Origin of the sequence: Mucilaginibacter gossypii (assembly GCF_900100945.1) — a bacterium.
GTDB classification, from domain to species: domain Bacteria; phylum Bacteroidota; class Bacteroidia; order Sphingobacteriales; family Sphingobacteriaceae; genus Mucilaginibacter; species Mucilaginibacter gossypii.
In genome coordinates this window covers 302,433-328,390 of record NZ_FNCG01000004.1, presented here as the reverse complement: position 1 = coordinate 328,390, position 25,958 = coordinate 302,433, and the positions used below count along the sequence as shown (strand labels likewise).

The 25,958-nt window shown below is 43.7% G+C and carries 19 protein-coding genes; 4 read left to right on the top strand and 15 right to left on the bottom strand.

Annotated elements, in window-relative coordinates:
• Positions 1 to 118: 118 nt before the first annotated feature.
• From BLS28_RS10395 to BLS28_RS10335, 13 genes are all read right to left on the bottom strand, one after another.
• Positions 119 to 2,056 carry an alpha-amylase family glycosyl hydrolase gene (locus tag BLS28_RS10395; protein WP_091165739.1) on the bottom strand — a complete coding sequence of 646 codons (1,938 nt, stop codon included), beginning with the start codon at positions 2,054 to 2,056 and terminating at the stop codon, positions 119 to 121.
• A gap of 210 nt (positions 2,057 to 2,266) precedes the next feature.
• Positions 2,267 to 3,244, bottom strand: a complete 978-nt coding sequence (locus BLS28_RS10390; protein ID WP_091165736.1) for a glycoside hydrolase family 43 protein — start codon at positions 3,242 to 3,244, stop codon at positions 2,267 to 2,269.
• A 216-nt stretch (positions 3,245 to 3,460) separates the two neighbouring features.
• The gene (locus BLS28_RS10385) at positions 3,461 to 4,465 is read right to left on the bottom strand and encodes an arabinan endo-1,5-alpha-L-arabinosidase (protein WP_256337391.1); all 1,005 of its coding nucleotides are present in this window, start codon (positions 4,463 to 4,465) and stop codon (positions 3,461 to 3,463) included.
• 2 nt (positions 4,466 to 4,467) lie between these two features.
• Complete coding sequence (locus tag BLS28_RS10380) at positions 4,468 to 6,435, bottom strand: alpha-L-arabinofuranosidase family protein (RefSeq protein WP_256337390.1); 1,968 nt, start codon at positions 6,433 to 6,435, stop codon at positions 4,468 to 4,470.
• Between the two features lie 7 nt (positions 6,436 to 6,442).
• On the bottom strand, positions 6,443 to 7,615 hold the full coding sequence (locus BLS28_RS10375) for an aldose epimerase family protein (protein WP_256337389.1): 1,173 nt from the start codon (positions 7,613 to 7,615) through the stop codon (positions 6,443 to 6,445).
• 212 nt (positions 7,616 to 7,827) lie between these two features.
• Positions 7,828 to 8,487: a fructose-6-phosphate aldolase gene (gene fsa, locus BLS28_RS10370; protein WP_090528887.1), complete on the bottom strand. Its 660-nt coding sequence runs from the start codon at positions 8,485 to 8,487 to the stop codon at positions 7,828 to 7,830.
• Between the two features lie 17 nt (positions 8,488 to 8,504).
• Complete coding sequence (locus BLS28_RS10365; RefSeq protein ID WP_091165733.1) at positions 8,505 to 10,205, bottom strand: sodium:solute symporter family transporter; 1,701 nt, start codon at positions 10,203 to 10,205, stop codon at positions 8,505 to 8,507.
• A gap of 541 nt (positions 10,206 to 10,746) precedes the next feature.
• A complete protein-coding gene (araA, locus tag BLS28_RS10360; RefSeq protein WP_091165728.1) occupies positions 10,747 to 12,237 on the bottom strand; it encodes an L-arabinose isomerase in 1,491 nt (496 codons plus the stop codon).
• Between the two features lie 33 nt (positions 12,238 to 12,270).
• On the bottom strand, positions 12,271 to 13,695 hold the full coding sequence (locus BLS28_RS10355; RefSeq protein ID WP_091165725.1) for a glycoside hydrolase family 27 protein: 1,425 nt from the start codon (positions 13,693 to 13,695) through the stop codon (positions 12,271 to 12,273).
• A gap of 2 nt (positions 13,696 to 13,697) precedes the next feature.
• The gene (locus BLS28_RS10350) at positions 13,698 to 14,396 is read right to left on the bottom strand and encodes an L-ribulose-5-phosphate 4-epimerase (RefSeq protein ID WP_091165722.1); all 699 of its coding nucleotides are present in this window, start codon (positions 14,394 to 14,396) and stop codon (positions 13,698 to 13,700) included.
• Between the two features lie 7 nt (positions 14,397 to 14,403).
• Positions 14,404 to 16,110, bottom strand: coding sequence for a ribulokinase (locus BLS28_RS10345; RefSeq protein ID WP_091165719.1), 1,707 nt, complete (start codon positions 16,108 to 16,110; stop codon positions 14,404 to 14,406).
• A 426-nt stretch (positions 16,111 to 16,536) separates the two neighbouring features.
• Positions 16,537 to 17,352: an alpha/beta hydrolase gene (locus tag BLS28_RS10340; protein ID WP_256337388.1), complete on the bottom strand. Its 816-nt coding sequence runs from the start codon at positions 17,350 to 17,352 to the stop codon at positions 16,537 to 16,539.
• Between the two features lie 148 nt (positions 17,353 to 17,500).
• Positions 17,501 to 18,175: an NAD-dependent epimerase/dehydratase family protein gene (locus BLS28_RS10335; RefSeq protein ID WP_091165716.1), complete on the bottom strand. Its 675-nt coding sequence runs from the start codon at positions 18,173 to 18,175 to the stop codon at positions 17,501 to 17,503.
• Between the two features lie 142 nt (positions 18,176 to 18,317).
• On the opposite strand from BLS28_RS10335, the gene BLS28_RS10330 reads away from it, so the two are divergent.
• The gene (locus BLS28_RS10330; protein WP_091165714.1) at positions 18,318 to 20,828 is read left to right on the top strand and encodes an AsmA family protein; all 2,511 of its coding nucleotides are present in this window, start codon (positions 18,318 to 18,320) and stop codon (positions 20,826 to 20,828) included.
• Between the two features lie 332 nt (positions 20,829 to 21,160).
• Positions 21,161 to 22,021, top strand: a complete 861-nt coding sequence (locus tag BLS28_RS10325; protein WP_091165711.1) for a sigma-70 family RNA polymerase sigma factor — start codon at positions 21,161 to 21,163, stop codon at positions 22,019 to 22,021.
• 232 nt (positions 22,022 to 22,253) lie between these two features.
• On the opposite strand, the gene BLS28_RS10320 is transcribed toward BLS28_RS10325, so the two are convergent.
• Positions 22,254 to 22,748 carry a helix-hairpin-helix domain-containing protein gene (locus BLS28_RS10320; protein WP_091165709.1) on the bottom strand — a complete coding sequence of 165 codons (495 nt, stop codon included), beginning with the start codon at positions 22,746 to 22,748 and terminating at the stop codon, positions 22,254 to 22,256.
• 123 nt (positions 22,749 to 22,871) lie between these two features.
• The gene (carA, locus tag BLS28_RS10315) at positions 22,872 to 23,972 is read right to left on the bottom strand and encodes a glutamine-hydrolyzing carbamoyl-phosphate synthase small subunit (protein WP_091165706.1); all 1,101 of its coding nucleotides are present in this window, start codon (positions 23,970 to 23,972) and stop codon (positions 22,872 to 22,874) included.
• Positions 23,973 to 24,323: 351 nt separating this feature from the next.
• Between carA and panB the strand changes: the two genes are divergently transcribed.
• Together panB and BLS28_RS10305 are read left to right on the top strand one after the other, a co-directional pair.
• Complete coding sequence (panB, locus tag BLS28_RS10310; RefSeq protein ID WP_091165702.1) at positions 24,324 to 25,139, top strand: 3-methyl-2-oxobutanoate hydroxymethyltransferase; 816 nt, start codon at positions 24,324 to 24,326, stop codon at positions 25,137 to 25,139.
• A gap of 89 nt (positions 25,140 to 25,228) precedes the next feature.
• The gene (locus BLS28_RS10305) at positions 25,229 to 25,954 is read left to right on the top strand and encodes an RluA family pseudouridine synthase (protein ID WP_091165699.1); all 726 of its coding nucleotides are present in this window, start codon (positions 25,229 to 25,231) and stop codon (positions 25,952 to 25,954) included.
• Positions 25,955 to 25,958 lie beyond the last annotated feature (4 nt).

Sequence of the window (25,958 nt, the reverse complement as noted above, 5' to 3'; positions counted from 1 at the left end):
AAAAATAAGGCCATTACACGTTTATAGTTTTCAGAAGTGTAATTTCCTGTTAAAAACTACCTCTTAAAACAGCATTTGTCAACTCCCGGAAGCCTTAACACTTAGTGTTTTAACCTGGTTATTGCTGTAAAGGAGCACTGCTGTAAACATGATATTCGCCGGGTTGCAGCGTCATGGAATATGGCAATGATGTTACACTTATACTGGTTTTGTTAATGTTATCATACCAGGTTCCGGTAGCCGGGAAGCTGATACTGCCGGTTTGCAGCACCACGTCAAAATTGCCTACCACCTCAACATTCGCGCCGGCATCTTTTAGTTGGATTGTTTTAATGGGACCGGCAAGATCATAAGTATAATTGGTTGAGGCAAATACAGCGTTCTTTTCCTTCATCTTAATCATCTTTGCATAAACACCATATAAATGCCTCCTGTTAGGGTCGGTATTATAGTTCCAGTAGATAGGTTTATTGCTGGTGCGGCCTCCCTGGTTAATACTTACATCATAACCAAGCTCCCCAAACTGCCACAGCATTTTAGGTCCCGGAACCGAAAACAGGAACGCGGCTGCCATTTCTTCGCGCGCCAAACCTGTGTTTTTATCTTTTACATTGTAGCTGCCAACCGCATTGCCATAGCTTTCATTTTTAAACTGCAGGCGTTCCTCATCATGGCTTTCAAAGTAGCCTACCAGGTTATACGGCTGCGTAAACGTATGCTGATCATAAAACAAACCCTGAAAATTGGAGTTGGTTAGCCAGCCCATAGTAGCTTCATTGGCATTATAGTTCAGGTTGTTCCAAAGCATCATGCCTTCGCCGGCCAGTTCTTTTTCTTCCTGGTTAGCCGCAAAATGTTCCAGTATTACGTAGAAGTTATTATTATCGATGCTTTTTATATAGTTGTTATAATCTTTCCAGATGGCTACACGACTGGCATCATATTGGCTCCATGCGTTCACGGCTGCATCAGACGTGCCATAGTTAACCTGGGTAAAACCTTTTGAAAGGTCGAAGCGAAAACCATCTATCTTATACTCCGTCATCCAGAATTTGAGCACGTTTTTTACAAAATATTTAGTGTCGGCGCTTTCATGGTTAAACTGGTAACCTACATTGTAAGGATGCGTTGGGTCCACATTATACCAGGGATTGTTGGCCGCAGGTTTGCCCGCTGTTGTATTAAAATACATTTGTACCATTGGCGATTGGCCAAAGGAGTGATTAAGCACTATATCCTGGATAACCGCTATACCCCGCGAGTGGCACTCATCAATAAAAGCTTTCAAGGCGTTTTTGGTACCGTAGTATTTATCAGGTGCAAAATAAAAAGACGGATTATAGCCCCATGAAAGATTGCCTTCAAACTCATTAAAAGGCATCAGTTCAATAGCATTAACTCCCAGGTTTGAGAGATACTTCAGCGTATCTGTAAGGGTTTGATAGTTATGGGCGTCAATAAAATCACGAACCAATAACTCATAAATAACCAGGTTCTTTTTATCGGGACGGGTAAAGCTGGTGTTTTTCCAGCTGTACGCAGGCTGACTGGCCTGAAAAACGCTTACATTACCGGTAGTTTTCCCGGCTGGATACTTTTTTAAGTTGGGATAGGTATCTGAAGAAATGTATGAATCGTTATCAGGGTCAAGCACCTTTTCGGTATATGGATCAGCTACCTTCAATGATTTATCAATATAAAACTGATAACCATATTCAGCAGCGGGATCGAGGTTATCAATTTGTACCCACCAGCGTTTGCCATCGGGTGTGTTATTCATCACGGCCTTGGTATCATTTACATCCCAACCGTTAAAATCACCTATTACTGATATGGATTTTTTGCCCGGCGCATACAGGTTAAAAATTACCGATTTACCCGAATTGATAAAAGTAACCCCATCTTTTGCACCAGCCGGCAACGCCTTTCCGGTGTTTACCACCGTATCACCGGGAACGTTCCCGGAATTGCCCGGCAAAACTTCTTTCTTTTTGCATGAAGTAAAACCGGCCAATAAAAGTCCGGCAAGTAATAAGTAAACATTTTTAATGATCATATTTTATTATAATTGGTTTTTTGCGGTAAAACAGCTGGTAGCCGGTTGGTTTACAGGCCAAACGTACGCAACGCAATATCAGTAAAATAATTGGTAAAGTTACCTTTCATTAAATTATGTACTTATCAATCGGAATAATTCTCCCTTTGGACTATCATGTAGGGAAAACTTCAAAGCCCTCCCCGGTGGAGAAGGCTTGAGTGGGACTAATTATTTCGCCGGCCTAACTCCTTCGCTGGTCATTACCACCCGCTTAATACTTCCATCTTTATTGTAATACAAATAATCGATGCAAACGGAACGGTGAAAACTGCCCGCATCAGGCACTAACGCTCCGTTATGATATATAAAATACCATTTGCCCTTAAACTCAATAATAGCCTGGTGATTGGTATTGGAGTTTCCAGCAATCTCATTGATAATCCCCTTATATTCCCATGGCCCGTTAATATTCCGGCTCATAGCATACGCTATTTTTTCGGGGAACTCATAGGCATATGAAAGATAATACCAGCCATTACGCTCATGGATCCACGGCGCTTCTGTATAATGCGGCAGGGTAATCGTTTTAATCTCCCCGTCAAGCTCGGTCATGTCGCTTTTAAGTTTAGCATAATAGCAAATGCCGTTTCCCCAAAACAGGTAGGCCTGCCCGCCTTTATCAATAATAACCGTCGGGTCAATATCATCCCATGAATGCTTTACGGCCTTGGTCATATCATTGGTAACCAAAGCACTGCCACGGGCGTCCTTAAACGGCCCTAACGGACTGTCAGATACCGCCACGCCAATAGCTTTGCCATGAATAGTGCCATGTTCAACAGCCACATACCAATAAAACTTGCCATTCCGTTCTATCACCTGCGAAGCCCATGCATCATCCTTAGCCCATTTAAACTCCCTAACATTCATAGGCGAAGGATGCTCTGTCCAGTTCACCATATCGGTTGTAGTGAAGCAGGTCCAGTCGTGCATGGTATAGCCGTTATGACCGGGCGCAGCTTCATCATGCCCGGTGTACAGGTATACCTTATCCTTATAAACCATAGCCGCCGGATCGGCAGTATACTTGTGCCTGATAATGGGGTTACCATCGGCATGGAATGTGGTATCGCGGGTTGTGGCATTGGCATATGTCAGGCTGCCAAGTGCCAGGCCTAATGCGATCAGGTATTGTGATGTTTTCATATTGTAATGTTAATGCAACAGATTTCAGGCGAGGAAGCTTAACCTGCGCTGGGTTCAACAATAACAGCCGCCGCCCGGCTCCAGCCGAATGGCTTTTATTCCCAGGCCTCTGGCCTGCTACTCCTGCGTCGGCGGCCAAAGGCCGCTTGATCGTTACCACCCGGCTGGAGCCGAGCGGTGGCGACTAAGTTATAAGCAATAACTATAAGTAGGTATTCATTTCCTTATCACCGGCCATCCATCAATCCAATCCAGCCTCTCTATCCTCAACTTCGAAATCCCTCTATCGGCTGCATCATAGCCGTGGAAAATAATGTAATCCGCGCCGTCAAAGGTACTTACACCGTTATGTCCAACACCGTACCAATCCTTATCGCCGGCCAGCAGGATACTACCGCCACCTTTGTTCATGGCTATGCCTTCTTTATCCAGGTATGGCCCTTTCAGTTTTTTCGAGCGACCGATAATCATTTTGTAAGTACTCTTCGGTCCTTTGCAGCAATAATCTATCGAGGCAAACAGGTAAAAGTATTGATCGTGTTTAAAAATAAACGGCGCTTCAATGGCATTGCCTCCTGCATCAACAGGATTACCGTCAACAGCTGGGAGGTTTTCCGTTGCTACTTTTCGGCGTGTGGCAATGGTTGGAATGTTATCAATATTTTCCGCAACGCTTAACCTGTCTTTATTCAGTTTTACCAGTTTTAATCCATCCCAAAACGAGCCGAAAACTAAATATGGCGTACCGTCTTTGTCGGTAATCAAATTAGGGTCGATGGCATTCCAGTTGGTTTTGCCTGGGATGGATTGAATTACCTTGCCATGATCAATCCATTTATATGCCGGATCATTGGTATGTAATGTAGTATTGGTTGCTAAACCTGTGGCCGAAGTGTTTTTGCCAAAGGCCGATACTGAATAAAACAAGTAATACAGCCCATTATAAAACGAAATATCCGGCGCCCAAATGTGCCCTTTAAAACCGGGAATAGCATCAACCGCCCATTGCGGGGGTGTTGCAAACACCGGTTTCTCGGCCTTCCAATGTACCCTATCACTTGACGACCACATAGCAATGCCGTTGCCCGTACAAAAGATGTAATACGTACTATCCTGTCGGGTCATTACCGGGTCGTGTACCGATATATCAGTCCTTAGTTCCTGGGCATTGCAGAAAATGCCCGGGAACAATAAGGATATGATCAATAGGATCTTTTTCAAGGCTATTTATTTTTAAGCCTTACTACTTTAAACGAGTAAGGTTCAACTGCCAGCTTCAGGGTATTGCCCGAAATATCAATCTTGCTTTCAACAGGGCTAACTGCCGTTGGTGCGGTCAATGAATTTTCAGCATCCTTGTCGTCGGCTTTTAGTGTAGTAACCGTGGCCTGTTTTTGATAACCTTTTGAGCCTGTAATTTTAAAGCTTACATTTTGAGCCGAAGTGCTGGTATTCACAAACTTGATCACCAGTTCATTGGTATTCTTATCTAAACTGGCAGTAGCATAGCTATCATTTTGGCCGGCTATGGCCTCGTTGTTTAAGGTAAGCGGCACTACATCTGTTCCTTTATTAATGGAAAACAGTTGCTGCACATAATAATTCGGCGTAGCATAACTTTTCAGGTTATCAAACCAGATCAGGTTTGGTGTCCATTGCCAGCCTTCTACATGAGCAAAAAGCGGGGCGTATGAAGCCATGTTCACTACATCTGCATTACGCTCCAAACCGGTCATGAAGGCCGCTTCAGATAATGCGCACTCCCAATTGTTTTTGTTATCGGGGTTTACGGTTGATTTGCTTTGCGCGGCATATTCACCGGCGAAGATCTTAGGGCCTTTACGGTCATAGTTATCATAACGGCGGGCATTATCCCTGAACCATTTTGCAGGCGCATAATAATGCTCATCCAAAATATCGGCACCTAAACCGCGGAAGGTTTTATTTAACAGGTCAAACTCTTTACCATCAGGCGATGGGCCTAAAGCAGACACAATCTTGATATCCGGGTATTTAGTTTTGATAGCTTTGGTAAAGATTTTCCAACGGTCGATATATTGCGGGCCCCATTGTTCATTACCCACACCGATCATTTTTAAATTAAACGGTGCCGGGTGACCGAGATCGGTACGCAGCTTACCCCATTTGGTGCTGGCATCGCCATTAGCAAACTCAATCAGGTCGAGCGCGTCCTGTACGTAAGGATCAAGTTTATCCAAAGGCACCAGTTCGCCGGTGTTGAATTCGCAGGCCATACCGCAATTCAGGATAGGCAGGGGCGAAGCGCCAATATCCTCGGCAGTCATAAAATACTCCATAAAGCCCAGACCGAAAGTTTGGTAATAATCAGGCGTTGGACGGTGTTTAAACTCCGTATTCCAGCGGTTAATGATATTCTCGCGTTTATCAACCGCGCCGATAGTTTTTTTCCACTGATAGCGGTTGCTCAACTCGCGGCCTTCAACAATACATCCACCGGGGAAACGTAAAAAGCCGGGCTTAAGATCAGCCAATCGCTGTACCAGGTCGGCACGCAGGCCACCCGGGCGGTTTTTCCAGGTGTGCTCGGGAAACAGGGAAATCATATCGAGGTCGATTACGCCCTTACCGCTCATCCAAACATACAGCTGTGCTTTCTGCGTTGTAGCACTCGATTTAAACTTCACGCTGTAACGGTTCCATTCTTTATCGGTTGGCGTAAGTTCGGCTTTACCTATAACAGCATCATTATCGCCGTGCAGTTCAATATTCAGCTTTACGTTGGTATCACCTTCCTGTTTGGCTATCACCGAAAAGCTGTATTCCTCGCCTTCCTTAACCCCCATCCCGCGGAAACCCTCGTTCGAGAAACCGTAAAAACCGGCATCAGTTGTGATATAGCTCTTTATAAAGTGCGCATTTTCCGGACGTTCAACAGCACGGTTGATCACTTCAGTGCGGCCGTCACCGCCGTCCTTTTTTTGCTCTTTCCATCCCATCAAAGGCATGTTAAACTCAAACGAACGGTTTTTTACCAACTCGGCATAAACACCGCCATCGGCAGCAAGGTTAATATCCTCAAAAAATATCCCATACATGGTAGGCTGAATGTGTGCCTTCACCTTATCAGCCGCTATAGTATATTGCGTTTGCGCATGCATCGCGGTAAAAGTACCGGCAGCACACAGCATTAAAAAAGCTCTCTTTAGCATTGCTTATTTATTTGGAGAATTTGTAAATGGTGACCGTATGGTAAGTTTGCCCTGGCTTTAACACGGTTGAAGCAAACGCCGGCTGGTTTGGCGCATCAGGAAAATGCTGGGTTTCCAAACAAAACGCCGAACGGTAAGGGTAAGCTTTGCCGTCTTTGCCATCTTTGGTTTCGCCGGTTAAAAAATTGCCTGAGTAAAATTGCAACCCGGGCTCTTCGGTGAATACCTCCATAGTAATGCCGGTAACTGTACTCTTAACAGTAGCAATTGGAGTACTAAGGTCATGCTTGTTCAATACAAAGTTATGATCATAACCTTTACCGTTTTTCAGTTGCTCATCGGCAATGCTAATATCTTTACCAATGGTTTTTGAAGTGGTAAAATCAAACGGGGTACCTTTAACCGGCTGCAGCTTGCCTGTGGGGATCAATGTGGTATCTACCGGCAAAAATGCATCAGCATTTATTTGCAACACATTGTCGGTAATAGTTGGGTTACCTGCACCATTCAGGTTAAAGTATGCGTGGTTAGTTAAATTAACTACGGTAGCTTTGTCGGTAGTTGCTTTATATTCAATCTTAAGCGCGTTGTCATCGCTCAGGGTATAAACCACAGTTGCAGTTAAATTGCCCGGATAACCACCTTCGCCATCTTTTGAAATATAGGTAAATTCCAGTTGTGATGCGCTCAGTTGCTTAGCCGCAAACACCTTTCCATAAAAGCCGTTGAAGCCGCCATGCAGGGTGTTTACACCATCGTTAATATCCAACTGGTAAGCTTTGCCATCAAGAGTAAATTTACCTTTGGCAATGCGGTTACCATAGCGGCCTATAATGGCGCCGAAATACGGCTCCTTTGGTTTTTGATAGCTTTTCAATGAATCGTAACCTAAAATAACATCGGTAGCCTTACCGTCTTTATCAGGTACCAGTAAGCTTACCAGCCTGCCACCATAATTGGTAACGGCCACTGTTGCACCGCTGTTATTTTTCAGGGTAAAGAGTTTCACTTTTTGCCCCTGTACATCGGCCTCAAAATTGGCCGAATCGGGTATTGACTGGGTAGTTACCGAGGTCGAATCTTTCACGGTTGAATCAGTTGCTTTTGGATTACCGTTACAAGCCGCAAAAAGCGCTGCCGAACAGCTTAACATCATTAATAAATTCTTGTTATTCTTCATAATTTGAGGTTGTTAGCTTGCTTTTTAAAAGCATTTGCCGTTTAACTATTATAATTTCCGGAACAAATAAATTGGTTTAACTAATGGTTTGGGAATCAGTGAGACCAATGTATAAAAATTAATTTATAATTGTTAAAAAAACACTTAAAATATTTAATTTAAAAAAGCCCGCCTCGCGCGGGACTTTCTTATTCAAAAATCAAATATTTCAACTAAACACCTGCAGCCTTGGCATGGTCGGCCAGGAACTGCGCAAGTCCGTTATCTGTAAGCGGATGTTTTAGCAAAGCGGTAATAGCACTCAGCGGACCGGTTATCACATCGGCCCCAAGCTTAGCGCAGTTAACAATATGCATAGCATGGCGTACCGAAGCTGCCAGGATCTGTGTTTCATAACCGTAGTTATCATAAATCAGCCTGATATCTTCAATCAGTTGTAAACCATCCGTCGAGATATCATCTAAACGGCCAATAAACGGTGATACGTAAGTAGCACCAGCCTTAGCCGCCAACAGGGCCTGACCCGCTGAAAACACCAGCGTGCAATTGGTTTTAATTCCTTTTTGCTTAAAATATTTTAAAGCTTTTACGCCATCTTTTATCATGGGCAACTTTACCACAATGCGCTCGTGAAGGGCAGCCAGCGCTTCGCCTTCGGCAACCATCTCGTCAAAAGTGGTTGATATAACTTCGGCACTTACATCGCCATCGGTAATTTCGCAAATGGCTTTGTAGTGGTTAATGATATTTTCATGGCCGGTAATACCTTCTTTAGCCATCAATGATGGGTTGGTGGTAACGCCGTCTAATACACCCAGGTCATGGGCTTCTTTAATTTGTGCCAGGTTGGCTGTGTCAATAAAAAACTTCATTTTATAAATTATTGTACTTACCAGAATTTTGCATAAAGCATGGTAAGCAGGATAAGTGTAACTACAATTAATGCCATGGTTGATTTCTCAACCTTGAACATACTACGCGGAATTTCAAATGCTTTAGGATTAACTTTCGGACCGGCCAGGCTAATGGCCACCATCACTATAATGGTAAACATGAACGACAGTCCCATACAAATCAGGAACGGAATTTCAAACCCGCCTTTACCATTAGGGAAAGCTGTATAAAGCAAGGTCTCGTTACCAAACAATTTTGGCGCATAGTTATTGAACAGCACCGACATGCCGAAGCCTGTCAAAATACCTGCAATAGCGGCTGCGCCTGTGGTACGTTTCCAAAAGAAACCTAAAATGAAAATGGCGAAGATTCCCGGGCTGATAAAGCCGGTGTATTTCTGGATAAAGGTAAAGCCGCCTTCGCCGCCTATGCCTAAAAGATCTTTCCAGGTAAGCATGATAGAGAACACTAATGCAGCCAAAATAGTAAGCCTGCCTACATTAACCATACTCTTTTCACTGGCTTCTTTGCTGATATGTTTTTTGTAAATATCAAGCGTAAAGATGGTACTGATACTATTAGCCTTACCTGCCAGCGAAGCCACGATAGCAGCAGTTAAAGCTGCAACCGAAAGACCTTTTAAGCCGGTTGGTAAAAAGCCCAATATAGCCGAGTAAGCATTATCTGAGTTGAAGTGCCCACCCGATGCCATTTCCTGTTGCAAGCCGCCGTTTTTATACAGTACGTAAGCAGCAATACCCGGTAAAACCACAATAACAGGCATAGCCAGTTTCATTAAACCAGCAAAAAGGATCCCTGTACGGGCAGTTTTCAGGTTAGCACCCAAAGCCCTTTGTGTGATGTATTGGTTACAACCCCAGTAGTTCAGGTTCACGATCCACTGACCGGCAAAATACATGGCAATACCAGGCAGCGCAAGGTATTTGTTGATCTCTGCCTGCGGAGCGCCCGGCTTAGGTTTAGCCATCATCATTTTAAAGTGATCAGGCGCATCGCTCATCATTTTATTTAAGCCCGCCATAGCATCTTTGCCCAAGCCAAAATGCTCACTCACCAAAGTAAGCGCTATGTAAGTAGTAGCTAAACCACCTACAACCAGTACCAATACCTGTATAACATCGGTGAAGCCGATAACTTTCATACCACCAAGGGTGATGAACAGCGCGAAAATGGATAATGCGATGATGATCTCATGCAGATATCCGCCGCCCATTAAGTTATTAATGGCCAATGCACCCAGGTAAAGTATAGAGGTTAGGTTAACCAGTACATACAGCAACAGCCAGAAAATGGCCATGATAAAACTTACCGTTTCATTATACCGAGTATGTAAAAACTGCGGCATGGTGAAAATCTTGTTTTTAAGGTATACCGGTATGAACCACACTGCCACAATGATCAGCGCTATGGCAGCAACCCATTCGTAAGCTGCAACGGCCAAACCCACGGCAAAACCCTGTCCGCTGGTGCCTATAAATTGCTCGGCAGATATGTTTGACGCGATTAGCGAAGCACCAATGGCCCACCAGGTAAGCGAACCCTCGGCCAGGAAAAAGTCGTGACTATCAGATACGCCTTTGATCTTTTTACGGCTGTATACCCAGTACCCGTAGCTCGTAACTACAATAAAATAGATTACGAAGATCACGTAATCGATAGTGGAAAATTTGTTCATTATTTGGTTTAAAATTTAGTTTAGCGCCCCTCCCAACCCTCCCCTAAAGGGTGAGGGCTTTTTAAAGCATTGGTTAAGTTTATACTCTTCTCATTTTTTTTGAACCGAAACCTGTGGAATAAAGAAATTAATATCATACTAAATAAATTCCTTAATTCTATGAATTCGAGTTCAGACAATTCCGAAATCCCACATCCGAAATCTCAAATTCACAATGGCGTTACCTGCGGCCGGGCTATCCGCTCATACTGCACAAGGCCTTATTCACTGGCCGGTATCCGCTGCTATCCCTAACGCGTTTTATTACTTATGTCATTGCGAGCGTAGCACGGCAATCTAATAGCCATGCTCTTAGCCCTGTAAGGCGGCTATACATTGCTACGAGATTTCCACGTCGCCCCGTTTGCACAATCCCTTACCGCTCCTCGCAATGACATTTTATTTTTTACGTCATCCTCATCTGCCGCCACTCGGCCGGGGCCGAGCGGCGGCTTTTTATATTTTTTAAAGTCTCCCTTTTCAGGGGGAGATTTAGAGGGGGCTATTTATAAGCCGCGTCATTCCACCTGATCTCGTTTCTGAACTGATCAAGCTTGGTGTCTTTACCAATGCGTAAAAACTCGATACCGGCCATATCAGCAAAATCGTTGATCAGCTCGGCCGAAAGGTTTTGGCTGTATGCGGTATGGTGTGCACCACCGGCATAGATCCATGCTGCGCAACCGGTTTTCATATCGGGCAGTGGTTTCCAAAGTACTCTCGCAACAGGCAGTTTTGGGAGGTCTTCTACCGGCTCAATGGCTTCAACCTCGTTAACAATTAAACGGAAACGGTTGCCCATATCCACAATTGAAGCATTAAGCGCAGCACCGCCGGCTACGTTAAATACCAAACGGGCAGGATCGGCCTTGCCACCAATACCTAAAGCATGTACTTCTAACGCTGCTTTGCCATTAGCTAAGCTGCTATCTACCTCAAGCATGTGTGAGCCTAAAACCAAAGCATTGTTTGGGTCGAAGTGATAGGTATAATCTTCCATAAAAGCGTTACCGCCCGGCAAACCAGCACCCATTACTTTAAATGCACGTACCAGGGCAGCAGTTTTCCAATCGCCTTCACCGGCAAAACCGTAACCATCGGCCATTAAGCGCTGTGAAGCAATGCCCGGTAACTGGATCATGCCGTGCAGGTCTTCAAACGTATCGCTGAAACCTTTGTAGCCGCCGTCCTGTAAAAACTTACGTAAGCCAAGTTCAATTTTGGCAGCGTCATATACCGATTGATACCTTGCACCGCCTTGCTTAAGGTCATCGGCCATAGTGTAAGTAGCTTCGTACTCATCGGTAAGGGCTTTAACTTCAGCATCGCTGATACTGTCAACTACCGCTACTAAATCACCAATACCATAAGTATTTACAGCGAAACCAAATTTCAATTCGGCCTCAACTTTATCGCCATCGGTAACAGCAACAAAACGCATGTTATCACCAAAGCGAACAAATTTGGCACCTTGCCAATCGTACCAGCCTGCTGCTGCACGGCTCCAGCTTTCAATGTCTTTCAACACTTCGCTATCCTGCCAGTGACCAACAACTACTTTACGGTTAATGCGCATGCGTGATACCATGAAGCCGAATTCCCTGTCGCCATGGGCGCTTTGGTTCAGGTTCATGAAGTCCATATCTATTGAGCTCCATGGAATATCGCGGTTATACTGGGTGTGCAGGTGCAGCATCGGTTTTTTAAGGATGCTTAAGCCCCTGATCCACATTTTGGCTGGCGAAAAAGTATGCATCCAGGCAATAACACCGATGCAGTTTTCGGCAACGTTAGCCTGCTGCAAAGTGTTATAAATTTCTTCGGTTGACTTAACAACTGGTTTATATACCACACGCACGGGGATATTGGCAGCGCCATCAATACCTTTAGCAATTTCCTGCGAGTGCTCGGCAACTTTTTTCAGTGTTTCTTCTCCGTATAAATTCTGGCTCCCGGTTATGAACCATATTTCAAATGTTTTCAGATCGATCATTATAATTAATTATTGATTTAGCGAATGAGTGATTTAGTGAATTGGTTTAGTTTTTGGCGACAGCCTGAATAATGCTGCACCGTGTTTATTTATTTTTTGCTGATAACCTGAGCTGTACTGGCCAACATCCTGTTTCTTCCACAGGTCACGTACAGTTACTTTGCCTTTCAGTCCCAGTTCCTTGAAATTGAGGGATACAGATTTGTCATCATCGCCAATATTGAAAAAGGCGGCATAAATATCCTTGCTGCCGGGGATCTGCGAATACCAGATCATGGCGCCATCTTTTTTGTATAACTGCTTAGGATTCGATCCTTTTTGATTTACTGCAATTACTTCATCGTTGGTAAAAAGTTTCAGCTCAAAATCGCGGTTTTCGGGCATGTTGCCACCTATCATCAGCGGCGAACGGAAGATGCTCCAGAAGGTCATGTGGGTATATTCCTCGTCCTCGGTAAAGCGGCTGAAGCGCTCCTGCCCTACCGGGCCGCGTTTACTTAGCTTACCGATCTGGATCATATCACAATCGGGCCAGTGACCGGGGCCACTTACGCCTTCCCAGCTTTTAGCATATTCAAACATATGAAGGATCTCTTTCCAGTTATCCCAAAAGTCATCGGCCATGCGCCACATATTGGCATATTTGGTAGCATGAGCCGCTTGCGCAACCGGGGTTTCACCGGGTGATAAGCTTAATACAACTGGCCTGCCGCATTGCTGAATGGCTTTTTGGTAACCTTCAACCTCGGCACTACTGTACGGGCGCGAAAGGTCATCTACCTTAATAAAGTCAACTCCCCATGAAGCATAAAGCTCCAGCAGCGAATTCAGGTATTCCTGTGCACCGGGCTTTTTCATGTCCAAGCCATACATGTGGTTCATCCATGGGCATTTTGAGTTGGTATCGGCTACCATATCGGCAGTAATGCCATTAGTACCTTTTACCGGCGATTTTGACCAAACCGCTTGCCTCGGGATTCCGCGCATAACGTGGATGCCAAATTTTAAACCTTTGCTGTGGATATAATCGCCCAGCGGTTTAAAACCATTACCGCCAAAAGCCGAAGGGAATTTAGTAGGCTGCGGCGTAAGGCGGCCCCATTTATCCATAGTTAACCATGGCACATATGAGCCATCCTGTAAACGTAACTGGAATGGGTTGCCGATATTACTACCCGGAGGATTATCGTAAGACCATAAAAAGTCGACTACCACATACTCCCAGCCATGTTGTTTCAGATGCTCGGCCATGTAATCGGCATTAGCTTTTACTTCATCTTCATGTACTGCCGAACCAAAACAGTTATAACTGTTCCAGCCCATTGGCGGTGTAGCTGCCACCTGTGCCGATAAACGAGTACAGGCAAAAAAACAAAGCAGCAGGAAAAAAGTAACAAAGCGGAGCCTGTGCGATTCCCCTCTCGAGAGGGGAGCCAAAAACGTTTTTATCTTTCCCATACTTATTGTCCGTAATATGAATCAGGTCCGTGTTTGCGTTCGTAATGCTTTTTGATCAGCGCATCTTTTAAACGGGGGGCGCTTCTGTCAATTTGCTCGGTAAGGTAGGCCATTTGAGCTACGGCTTCCAGCACAGCACTGTTGTAAACCGCCTTTTCGGCAGTTTTACCCCAGGTAAATGGTGCGTGGTTACCAACCAACACCATTTCAACCTCTTTATAATCCAAGCCTTTTTCCTCAAAACATTCCATGATTTGGAAACCGGTTTGGTATTCGTAGTTGCCTTTAATCATTTCATCATTCATAGGCGGTGCACAAGGGATATCAACCGTTAAATGATCGGCATGGGTAGTACCGAAGATCGGGATATCTCGTTGCGATTGTGCCCAGGCAGTGCCGTAGGTAGAGTGCGTATGCACAATACCGTTGATGCCTTCCCAGTGTTTATAAAGTACGGCGTGTGTTTTGGTGTCACTTGACGGGCGAAGGTCACCTTCAACGGTATTACCATCAAAGTCAACGATCACCATTTTCTCCGGCGACAAATCCTCGTAAGGTACACCGCTTGGTTTAATGGCGAATACACCTAATTCCCTGTCGGCGGCGCTTACGTTACCAAAAGTGAACAGCACGAGGCCCAGTTTGGGCAGCTGCATATTGGCATTATAGGCACTAAGCCTTATATGATCATATTTACTCATGTCTTTATTAAGCGTTTTGCAGTTCAGGATTATTTTTCAAAGCAACTTCGGCAGCTACAAACTTGCCCAATATGCTGTATTGGTTATAGCGTTGCTGATAAACTTCTTTTAGCGCGATGTTTGGCTCATAAACCACGTCAAAGCCGCGGCCCATGGCTGTCATAGCTTCTTCAATAGTTGGGTAGATACCGGCAACCACTGCGGCAAACATCGCAGCGCCCAAAGCACAGGTATGTTTAAACTGGTGAATGCGGATAGGCATTCCCAAAACATCGGCCATCATTTGCATCACGAAAGGTGATTTTTTTGCTACCCCGCCGATACCGATGATCCCTTTAACCGGGATACCCTCGCTGATAAAACGATCAACAATGCTCTTGGCACCAAAGCAGGTAGCCTCGGCCAGCGCACGGAATACCCGTGGTGCATCGCTGCCCAAACCTAAACCGGTTATAGCGCCCTTCAATTCCTGGTTAGCATCCGGTGTACGTCGTCCATTAAACCAATCAATAGCCAGCTCATTGCTTTCTTCGATGGGTAACAATGCTGCCTGCCTGCTCAATTCAGGGATGATCATTTCTGAAATCTCCTCTTTCAACGCTTCAGCAGTAGCCGCGTCAATTACCTGCGATTGCGAAAGCAGGTTATTCAATGGCCAGGCCAGGATATTTTTAAACCAGGCATAAGTATCGCCAAAAGCCGATTGGCCAGCCTCTAAACCTGCCATTCCCGGAATAACCGAGCCATTTACCTGTCCACAGATACCGCGTACCAGCTTGCCTTCCATCTCTGATGTTGGGGCAACCAGGATATCGCAGGTTGATGTGCCCATTACCTTGCTCAGGTGATAAGGCTCAATCTGGCCGCCAACAGCGCCCATGTGTGCGTCAAAAGCGCCGGTACCTACAATCACATCGGTTGAGAGTCCCAATATCTCCGCCCACTCCGCGCTGAGGTTTCCGGCTGCTTCATCGGCCGTGTATGTACCTTCATATAATTTATCCCTGAAACCAGCCAGTATCGGATCAAGGGAAACAAAAAATTCTTCAGGAGGCAGGCCATTAAATTCTTCGGCCCAAAGGGCTTTATGCCCCGCAGAACAACGGCCGCGTTTGATAGCCTTAACATCGGTACCACCGGTTAACAGAAACGGTACCCAGTCGCAATGCTCAACCCATGAGGCGGCAGCATCACGTACACTTTTATCAACTCTTAGCACATGCAGCAACTTAGCCCAAAACCATTCTGACGAGTAAATGCCGCCAACATATTTCAAGTAATTGGTATCAAATTTTGTAGCATGTTCATTGATCTGTGCAGCCTCTTTAACCGAAGTATGGTCTTTCCACAATACAAACATGGCATTTGGGTTAGTTTCAAAACCCGGGGTTAGGGCAAGCGGAGTACCTGTAGCATCAACCGCTACAGGGGTTGAGCCCGTGGTGTCAACAGAAATGCCTTTTATATTTTTTGCAATGGCTTCACCGCCGGCCTGTGCAATACAATCTTTAATGGTGGCTTTAAGTCCGTCGATATAATCCTGCGGATGCTGGCGGAACTGGTTTTCGGCAGGTACACAATACTTGCCATCGCGCCAGCGGGGATAATTAAATACTGATGATGCTATTTCTTCTCCGTTGGCCGCGTTTACTATCACGGAGCGCACGGAGTCAGACCCGTAATCAACCCCGATCACTAATTGGTTATTGCTCATATAAAGATTTATAATTATTGTCGAAATAACACTTAATTTTTGACAAAGAAAAATTTTATTTAAAATTTTATTCGGATAAAATGCATTATTTAATTAAAGGAACCTTTTGGCCTGTAAAAAAGTCATTACATAGTTCAAGCGCCTGTTAAAAAAATTGCCGTTACGTCTATTCAGACAAGCAATAATTAGTGTTATTTTAACAATATAAAATAAGGTTTGCACAACGGATTGGCTGTTTTGAGATGGTAAAACGTTTAATTTACTCATAAAGTATATAGCATTGCCGTTACTAAAAATGAATCCGGCGCACTGGGAAAATCAAATAACATCTTTGCCCTGTGACAACACTTTTCCGGCAAACCAATAAAAAAGCGGAACAGTCAATCATGACCAATTCCGCTTAAAACTGTAACAAAAACTATCTGATTATTTAACGCCATTTGCCGCGTCGATGATGACTTTGGCAACGGCCTCGGGCTGCGAAATGAAAATCACGTGGCTGCCTTTTACCTCTGTTACTTTTGCACCGGCACGTTTGTACATCGTGCGCTCAACGTCGGGCACAATGCTTTTATCTTCGGTGGCCACTATAGCATAGCTTGGTTTGGTTTTCCATGCAGCTTCGGCAACAGGCGTAACAAAACACTGAACAGAAGTTGGCCCCTGCGATGCAAACATAAAGTCAGCTTCGGCTTTACTTAAGTCGCCGGCAAAGCCGCCATGAAATTTGGCTTTATCATAGTAAACAAAACCTTTATCATCCGGCGGCAAAATACCGTTTTCGGGAGCCGGAGGAGCCGACTGTACCCATTTTATCGTATTTTCCCCTTTATCGGGCATAAAAGCGGCTATATAAACCAATGCTACCACTTTTGAATTATTCCCTGCTTCGGTAATTACCGTACCGCCATAAGAGTGGCCTACCAATACTGTCGGGCCATCCTGTTTATCCAGGATCCGGTTGGCGGCGTCAACGTCGTCCTTTAAAGAAGTAAGCGGATTTTGCACTACTGTAACATTATAACCTTTTTTAGTAAGGATATTGTACACGGCCTTAAAGCCCGAGCCATCGGCAAAAGCCCCGTGCACTAATACAATGTTTTTAACGGGCTGTGCCTGGGCAGCGGCCTTAAAAGTAAAGGCAAACAAGCTGCCTAATAAAATAGTCGCCGCTATTAAATGTGCTTTTAAGCGGCTTTTCATGAATTTTGTGTTCATTTTTTGCTGGAGTTTAAGTTTCATAAATAATACTGTTAACAGTACCATTTCAAAGCTTGCTCCAAAAACACAAAATACTATTAATCAATACATTAATCAAAATACAACTACCCAACATTTACGATATATCGGGTTTTACACGATGGCCTCCTCCATATATCATTACCCGCTATTAGCTATTCGCCATGGCAACAATATCTTTTCCATCTAATATCCAGCGACCAGCACCGCGGTTTACCGTATTGATCATGGCTTTGCCAACTTCCTCCAGCGTAATAAAACCCTTTGGGTAAATAAGGCGGCCTATGGGGTACATCCAACTGATGTATTTATAAAACGGCAATGTATTTTTTGCCCCATTAAAGCTTTTCATAAATCCCGGCCTGAAGTTGAATACCTGTTTGAAGGGCAGCTTCATCAAATCATTTTCGGTTTTGCCTTTTACCCGGGCCCACATACTGCGGCCTTTTTCTGTACTGTCAGTACCGGCACCAGATACATAACAAAAGGTCATATCCGGATTTATGCGGCTCAAAATTTCGGCCACGTGCATAGTGAGCAGGTAAGTTACTTTATAATAAGCTTCTTCGCTCATCCCTACCGATGAAACGCCTAAACAAAAAAAGCAGGCATTGTAACCTTCTAACTGATCCTGAATGGGTTTGAGGTTAAAAAAATCAGCATGTATAATTTCCTTTAGTTTAGGATGTGTTACACCGCAGGGTTTACGGTTAATAACTAATACTGCTTCAACCTTATCGCTCAATAAGCATTGGTGCAATACACCCTCGCCTACCATGCCGGTAGCACCTGTGACAATTACTTTTATTTTATTAGTTGTTTCCATGATACTGATGTAGCCGATTATACCTTTAAAATATTGTATCTTATTGCAGATTTATTTACCTATTCCTATACCGTGTGTTAATTATATGTTACAATACAAACAATTATATAACCATAACGCTTTAACAATAAATTAGTTGAAGATGCCGAAATGGTTAAAGATAACCTTAAAGATCGCCGGAGCGCTTGTTGGTTTAATTATAATTATGTTTATTGCCCTTACTGTTTATGTTAATAATAATAAACACAAGGTGATTGCTATGATCACCTCCGAGCTTAATAAAAACCTGAACGGCACGCTAACTATCGGCACTATTGATCCAACATTATTTAAAGGTTTTCCGGGGGTGTCTGTCGAGCTGAAAGATGTAGTACTGAAAGATAACCGCTGGGCGCAACATCATTATACATTGCTTACCGCCAAAGACCTTGAAGTATCCGTAAATGCCTCGGCCCTTCTAAAGGGCGAAGTGGTAATCAATAAAATCGATATCAGCAATGCCGATATTGACCTGTTTACCGATAGCACCGGTTATAGCAATACTTCGATATTTAAAGCAAAACCTAAGGTTGAAAAAGATCCGAAAAAGCAACAAACCAGTTCTTCCACACAAATTGGGAGGTTTTCGTTAAACAAGGTAAACTTTGTTGTTGACGACCGTCATGCTTACAAACTGTTTAAATTTGCAGTTAACGATATTCAGGGTAGAATGGAGTATCCTGCTAAAGGGTGGAACGCCGATATCGACTTAAATACCATGGCAAATAGCTTTTCCTTCAATACAAAAAAGGGAAGCTTTATGAAAAACAGGCTTTTAAAAGGCCATTTTGATATCAGTTATGATTATGCATCGCAGGTCATTAACCTAGCTCCCAATACATTAAACATTGGCGATAACCCATTTACTGTAGGTGCACAGTTTAATCTTAAATCGCCCGAAACCGATTTCACCATCAACCTCAAAGTGGATGAAATTTTGTGGAACGATGCTGCAAACCTACTGGCTGCCAACATTACCAAAAGCCTCAAAATGTTCGATCTTACAAAGCCAATTGATGTTACCTGCGACCTGAAGGGAAGCTTTGGCGGCGGCGGCGATCCATCCATTTATGTTACGGCTAAAGTAAAAGATAACATATTGAAAACCCGTGGAGGTACTATTGAAAATTGTAGTTTTAATGGCGTATTCAGTAATAACTATATCAATGGCAAAGGTTTAAATGACGATAACTCGGTTATAAAGCTTTATCATTTTAACGGCAGCTATAAGAATATTCCATTTACTATTGATACCGCATTTATCAACAACCTGAATACACCGGTGGCCACCGGGATTTTCAGATCGCGCTTTCCCGTTACCAAACTTAACCCGGTTATTGGCGATGAAAGCCTGAAATTTACCAAAGGCATTGTTGATTTAAAACTGGCCTATAAAGCCGATATTGTAAATTTCAAATTCACTAAACCCTTCGTTACCGGTAATGTAGATATAAAAAATGCAGATGTAAATTACCTCCCCCGTGGACTCGTATTCAAAAACAACTCCATTGCCTTAAAATTTACCGATAAAGATCTTTACATAAATAATATCCGCCTGCAAAATGGCAGTAGCGTAGTGTATATGCAGGGTAAGGTGAGCAATTTCCTCAACCTGTATTATACCGATCCACAAAAGATTTTGATTGTATGGCAGATCACCAGTCCGCAGATACATCTTGGCGAGTTTTTAGGCTTCCTGAACAACCGCGGATACGAAAGCAGTAAAAGCAGCGGCGGAACGGGCAAAAGGATGTCCAATGCCAAAATTACCAATCAACTTAATACCGCCTTTGATAAAGGGCAGGCCGAACTTCACCTGCGCTTAGCCAAAGTATATTATAAAAAGTTTTTGGCGACAGACGTTAACGCCGATATTTTACTGGCCGACAATACCATGAAAATGCGCAATGTAAGCCTTAAAAGTTCGGGAGGATCATTGAGTTTAAGCGGCCTGGTACTGCAGGGGCCAACCAATAATTTTGCAATTAGCACAACTATTAACCACGTAAATACTAATACTTTCTTTGCATCGTTTAACAATTTCGGTCTCAAGGATTTTACCAGCGATAACTTGCGGGGTTTTCTTTCGGCAAGGGTTGATATTAAAGGCGGGATCAAAAACACCGGCGACCTGGTACCGAAATCAATAAAAGGATTTGCACAGGTTAATTTAACCGATGGTGCATTGGTGAACTTTGCGCCCATAAAAAGCGTAGGCAAATTTGCCTTCCCTTTTCGCGATCTCGATAACATAACATTTGGCGATTTAAAAGCCCGGTTTGATCTTGATGGCGATAAAATTAAAATTGCGCCGATGCAAATTAACTCCAGCGTGCTCAATATGGACGTTGAGGGCACTTATTCGCTATCGCGGGGTACTAACATTGCACTTGATGTACCGCTACGAAACCCGAAGAATGATAGCAAAATAGCAGATGAAACCGAACGTAATAAAAAACGTATGAAAGGCATTGTTTTACACATCCTCGCCACCGATGGCGATGAAGGTAAAATAAAAATTAAGTGGAACAAAAACCATAAAAAAACAAAAACAGATGATGATGAGCAGAAGACAGATGACACCCAACAAGCGCCCGAACCTAAACAAGATTAGTTTAAGTTCAAAAATCTTCACATTAACCTTATTTTCATGGTGTTTAAATGACACTATAATAGCAAATAAATGCTTACCTTTGTGCTGTTCATTATAGGGTAATATGTTGATTAAACATTTAATTGGTTAGCACATTATTTAAAAAACTTTTAAACCGCTCGCTCCTTACAGCAATAATATCAGTAGCAAACCCTCGTTTTAAATAAATACTATCCCGGGTTCACAAATAAAGAAGGAAGCAAAGTTTAATGTAATCTGTTTTACCTCCGGTTGTTTAACCCGGCACATGTATCTTATTGAACCGTTTTTAGCTTAATAATCTGTATTAAAAAATGAGACAACTTAAAATATCCCAATCAATCACTAACCGCGAATCGGCATCGCTCGAAAAATACCTGCATGATATTGGCAAGGTAGATTTGATCACAGCTGAGGAGGAAGTGATCCTGGCGCAAAAGATCCGTGAGGGCGACCAGGTAGCGTTAGAACGTTTGACAAAAACAAACCTTCGCTTTGTGGTATCGGTTGCTAAGCAGTACCAAAACCAGGGCCTTACCCTGGGCGACTTAATAAACGAAGGAAACCTTGGTTTAATTAAAGCGGCAAAACGCTTTGACGAAACCAAAGGCTTTAAATTTATTTCATATGCCGTATGGTGGATCCGTCAGTCAATCCTGTCGGCCATTGCCGAGCAATCGCGTATTGTGCGTTTACCATTGAACCAGATTGGTTCATTGAGCAAGATACACAAAGCAGCTTCAAAACTGGAGCAAGAATATGAAAGGCAGCCAACTCCCGAAGAACTTGCAGATAACCTGGAAATTTCGGTTGATAAAATTGCCGATTCGATGAATAATGCTGGTCGCCAGATTTCAATGGACGCGCCTTTTATTCAGGGTGAAGAAAACACCTTGCTTGACGTATTGGCCAGCTCTGATGCTGCAACCGATACTGAAGTAATGGCTGATTCATTATCACAGGAAATTAAACGCTCGTTAGGTATCCTTGCCGAACGTGACCGTGAAGTACTGATGTTATTCTTTGGCCTTGGTGGTCATGCACCTCACTCATTAGAGGAAATAGGTGAAAAATTTGATTTAACCCGTGAGCGTGTTCGCCAGTTGAAAGACAAGGCTTTGATGCGTTTACGTCACAATTCAAAATCAAACCTGTTGCAATCATACTTAAACTAATCCAGGATATATCCGCCTGAGTTTTTATAATAAAAACGCGAATGATTTTCTCATTCGCGTTTTTTTGTGGGCTTGATTTTACATAAAAACGATGTCATTGCGAGGAGTCGCATGGGTAAAGCGCCGGGAGCGACGTGGCAATCGCATGCTATACAGAGCGGCTAAGCTTCCGTGCGATTGCCGCGCTACGCTCGCAATGACATCTTTTTTGAATACAATGCATCTCAATTACTTACCTCCCAACAAACTCCTTCCCCTTACGATATTGCGGCAGCTCATACCATGCCTTAGCCGGTCGGTTTGCCGGGAAACCATGTTTCGCCCGGTAAGCTTTTCGCTCTGCAGTAAAATTCCACCAGCTTTTTCCGGTGTCACCATGCTTAATATAGTGTGATAATAATCGGTATGAATCCTCCACACATGGATCGGCCCAGGCGCCTACGTGCCGCTCAAACGCATTAAACAGTTCAACAGGGTCTTTGCCTTTTAATTGTTCTAAAGAATAATAGCCTTGCTGTATCAGCTCAGTCGCAAAATTGATCCCTAATGATGGGATACTTTGAAATTCAATCAATGCATTTATCTCCCTGGCGCGTTCGGCATCTGCATTTAATATCATTGCAACTTCATCCGGGGCGAAGGTAAGGAGATCGGCAATCTTGGTTTTTTGAGCCCGGAGAATAGCTTTTTCTTCTGCTGTAAGGAGCAGATTAATGGATTTCTTCATAATTCAGGCGGATATAACAACTAATTTAGAAAGGAATTATGAAAAATAAAAAAGCCTTCCAAACTAAATTGAAAGGCTTTCGGGCATCTGCGCAGTTAAAATCTGTACAGGTACAATCAAAATTTATTTCATCAGCTTGATAAAGTCATCAAACAAATACCTTGAATCATGCGGGCCAGGTGACGATTCCGGGTGATATTGTACCGAGAAAGCTTTTTTGCCTTTTACACGAATACCTTCGATAGAATGATCGTTCAAGTTAACGTGGGTGATCTCTACCTTATCCGAAGCGCGTACAGCTTCCGGCACTACACCAAAACCGTGGTTTTGTGAAGTAACCTCGCAATGGTTAATGATGATATTCTTTACCGGGTGGTTTAAGCCACGGTGACCGTTAAACATTTTTTGAGTTGGGATATCGTTAGCCAAAGCCAATAACTGGTGACCTAAGCAAATCCCGAACATTGGCTTATCGGCAGCTAAAATTTCCTTTACAGTTTCAACTGCGTAAGGCATAGCAGCGGGGTCGCCGGGGCCATTTGAGATGAAGTAACCTGTTGGAGCAAAATCTTTTTCCATTTCGGCGTAGGTTGTTTTTGCCGGGAACACTTTGGCGTAAACATCGCGCGAATCAAAATTGCGAAGGATGTTTTTCTTTACACCAAGATCAAGTACCGCTACACGGTAAGGAGCATCCTCGCTGCCAAAAGTATAAGTTTCGGTAGTTGTTACCTGTGATGAAAGCTCAAGGCCATCCATTGAAGGTACCAGGTCAAGCTTTGCTTTCAACTCATCCAGATCCAATATTTCCGAAGAGATGATTGCGTTCATAGCGCCTTTATCACGAATGTGACGAACAAGCTGACGGGTATCGATATCAGAAATACCTACAATATTTTGCTCCTGGAAATAATCCTGTATCGATTCATCGGCCTGTTTACGGCTGTAGGCAATGTTATAATTTTTACAAACAAGACCTGCAATCTGGATCCTACCCGATTCCACCTCTTCATTAGCAATACCGTAGTTACCAATGTGCGCATTGGTGGTTACCATAATTTGCCCAAAGTATGAAGGGTCGGTAAAAATTTCCTGGTAGCCGGTCATGCCGGTATTAAAACAAATCTCGCCGGTGGTAGTACCCATTTTGCCCGCAGCTTTACCGTAAAAAACAGTGCCGTCGGCAAGCAGCAATATAGCCGGTAATTTGGTGAAATAATTCATCGCTTAAAAAAATTGAAAGGGTTAAATGATCGGATTGCCTGGTTCAAAGCCCCGTGAAAACTGATAGAAATAATGAAGTAAGGAACTTCCGGATTCACGGCGCAAAAGTAGAAAATAATTTCGGATTTCGAATGTGAGATTTCGGATTTATTTTGATTTCGGATTTCGAATGTGGGATTTCGGATTTATTAGTAATGAATACGCTCCCCGCCAATCAAAATAACAAATCAAAAAATAGAAAAATCCGAAATCGAAATTCCGAAATCCAAAATCAAAAAATCTCACATCCGAAATCGAAATTCCAAAATCCGAAATCATGCTTACCTTTGCATTGCGATAACACATTTATCAATGTCTGTAAATAAAGAAATAAAGCGTATCACCACCAACACCATCCAGGAGATGAAGGTTCGTGGCGAAAAGATCTCTATGCTTACTGCATATGACTATTCGATGGCTACCATAGTTGACGATGCCGGGACTGATATCATCCTTGTTGGTGATTCGGCCTCCAATGTGATGGCCGGTCACGAAACTACGCTGCCTATAACGCTCGACCAGATGATCTATCATGCATCATCTGTGGTACGTGCGGCCAAACGTGCATTGGTGGTTGTCGATCTGCCTTTTGGATCATACCAAGGCAACTCAAAGGAAGCGCTGAACTCAGCTATCCGCATTATGAAGGAAGCCGGGGCGCATGCCGTCAAAATTGAAGGAGGTGTTGAAATTGCCGAATCCGTTAGCAGGATCTTAACCGCCGGCATCCCGGTAATGGGGCACCTTGGCCTTACACCGCAATCCATATATAAATTCGGAACGTACACCGTACGCGCCAAACATGAAGCCGAGGCACAAAAACTGCGTGATGATGCCCTTAAACTCCAGGAACTTGGCTGCTTTGGTATTGTATTGGAAAAGATCCCGGCCAAACTGGCCCAGGAGGTATCCGATAGCCTGCAGATCCCAACAATAGGTATTGGCGCAGGTCAGCATTGCGACGGCCAGGTATTGGTAATTCATGATATGCTGGGGATTAATAAAGGCTTTAAACCTCGGTTTTTACGCCAGTACTCCAACCTGTATGATATCATGCACGACGCAATCAAAAATTACAACTCCGACGTAAAAAGCAACAGTTTCCCTAACGAGAAGGAACAGTATTAGAAAAGTCCATAGTCCATGGTCGAGAGTCCATAGCAAAAAAATTGCTAAACAGCCATGGACCATGGACTATCGACCATTAACCAAACACAATGGCCCGTCCTGAATTTAATTACAGCAGCAATGATATTACCGATAAAGATGTTCTTTATGAGGACAACCATCTTATTGCCATAAATAAACGCGCAGGAGACATTGTACAGGTTGATGAAACCGGCGATGAGCCCTTGGACGAAAAAGTAAAAAAATACATCGCCCAAAAATACAGCAAGCCCAACGGTGCGTTTTTAGGCGTAGTGCACCGGCTGGACAGACCGGTAAGCGGCGTGATCCTGTTTGCCAAAACCAGTAAAGCACTCGACCGGATCAACAAAATGTTTAAAGCCCGCGAAATGCATAAAACCTATTATGCAGTAGTGCGCAAAAAACCATTTCCCGAAGAAGGCACCCTGGTACATTGGCTGGTAAAAAACTCGCAAAAAAATGTAACCAAAGCCCATGACCGAGAAGTTCAGGGTAGCTTACGATCTGAACTGAGCTATAAATTAGTTGGCGAACTAAACGGGTATTATTTAATTGAAGTAGACCCGATAACCGGCCGCCCGCACCAGATCAGGGTACAGCTTTCAACTTTGGGTTGTCCTATTGTGGGCGATAATAAATATGGCTATCCCCGCGGCAGCCTGCGTAAAAGCATTTGCCTGCATGCACGCAAGTTAACTTTTGTACATCCGGTAAAAAACGAACCAGTTGCTATTATCGCTCCTGTACCACGGGATGGCTTTTGGGAAAAATTTGAAGGAATGATGGTAGGGTAATTTA

What these genes read in the sequence shown, in the direction of transcription:
- BLS28_RS10390 (WP_091165736.1), bottom strand. Translation starts at nt 3,244, where the DNA reads ATGAAAACATCACAATACCTGATCGCATTAGGCCTGGCACTTGGCAGC.
- carA (WP_091165706.1), bottom strand. Translation starts at nt 23,972, where the DNA reads ATGAATTATTTCACCAAATTACCGGCTATATTGCTGCTTGCCGACGGC.
- BLS28_RS10395 (WP_091165739.1), bottom strand. Translation starts at nt 2,056, where the DNA reads ATGATCATTAAAAATGTTTACTTATTACTTGCCGGACTTTTATTGGCC.
- BLS28_RS10380 (WP_256337390.1), bottom strand. Translation starts at nt 6,435, where the DNA reads ATGCTAAAGAGAGCTTTTTTAATGCTGTGTGCTGCCGGTACTTTTACC.
- panB (WP_091165702.1), top strand. Translation starts at nt 24,324, where the DNA reads ATGTCTGTAAATAAAGAAATAAAGCGTATCACCACCAACACCATCCAG.
- BLS28_RS10335 (WP_091165716.1), bottom strand. Translation starts at nt 18,175, where the DNA reads ATGGAAACAACTAATAAAATAAAAGTAATTGTCACAGGTGCTACCGGC.
- BLS28_RS10325 (WP_091165711.1), top strand. Translation starts at nt 21,161, where the DNA reads ATGAGACAACTTAAAATATCCCAATCAATCACTAACCGCGAATCGGCA.
- araA (WP_091165728.1), bottom strand. Translation starts at nt 12,237, where the DNA reads ATGATCGATCTGAAAACATTTGAAATATGGTTCATAACCGGGAGCCAG.
- BLS28_RS10365 (WP_091165733.1), bottom strand. Translation starts at nt 10,205, where the DNA reads ATGAACAAATTTTCCACTATCGATTACGTGATCTTCGTAATCTATTTT.
- BLS28_RS10345 (WP_091165719.1), bottom strand. Translation starts at nt 16,110, where the DNA reads ATGAGCAATAACCAATTAGTGATCGGGGTTGATTACGGGTCTGACTCC.
- BLS28_RS10350 (WP_091165722.1), bottom strand. Translation starts at nt 14,396, where the DNA reads ATGAGTAAATATGATCATATAAGGCTTAGTGCCTATAATGCCAATATG.
- BLS28_RS10375 (WP_256337389.1), bottom strand. Translation starts at nt 7,615, where the DNA reads ATGAAGAATAACAAGAATTTATTAATGATGTTAAGCTGTTCGGCAGCG.
- BLS28_RS10305 (WP_091165699.1), top strand. Translation starts at nt 25,229, where the DNA reads ATGGCCCGTCCTGAATTTAATTACAGCAGCAATGATATTACCGATAAA.
- BLS28_RS10320 (WP_091165709.1), bottom strand. Translation starts at nt 22,748, where the DNA reads ATGAAGAAATCCATTAATCTGCTCCTTACAGCAGAAGAAAAAGCTATT.
- BLS28_RS10340 (WP_256337388.1), bottom strand. Translation starts at nt 17,352, where the DNA reads ATGAAACTTAAACTCCAGCAAAAAATGAACACAAAATTCATGAAAAGC.
- BLS28_RS10355 (WP_091165725.1), bottom strand. Translation starts at nt 13,695, where the DNA reads ATGGGAAAGATAAAAACGTTTTTGGCTCCCCTCTCGAGAGGGGAATCG.
- fsa (WP_090528887.1), bottom strand. Translation starts at nt 8,487, where the DNA reads ATGAAGTTTTTTATTGACACAGCCAACCTGGCACAAATTAAAGAAGCC.
- BLS28_RS10330 (WP_091165714.1), top strand. Translation starts at nt 18,318, where the DNA reads ATGCCGAAATGGTTAAAGATAACCTTAAAGATCGCCGGAGCGCTTGTT.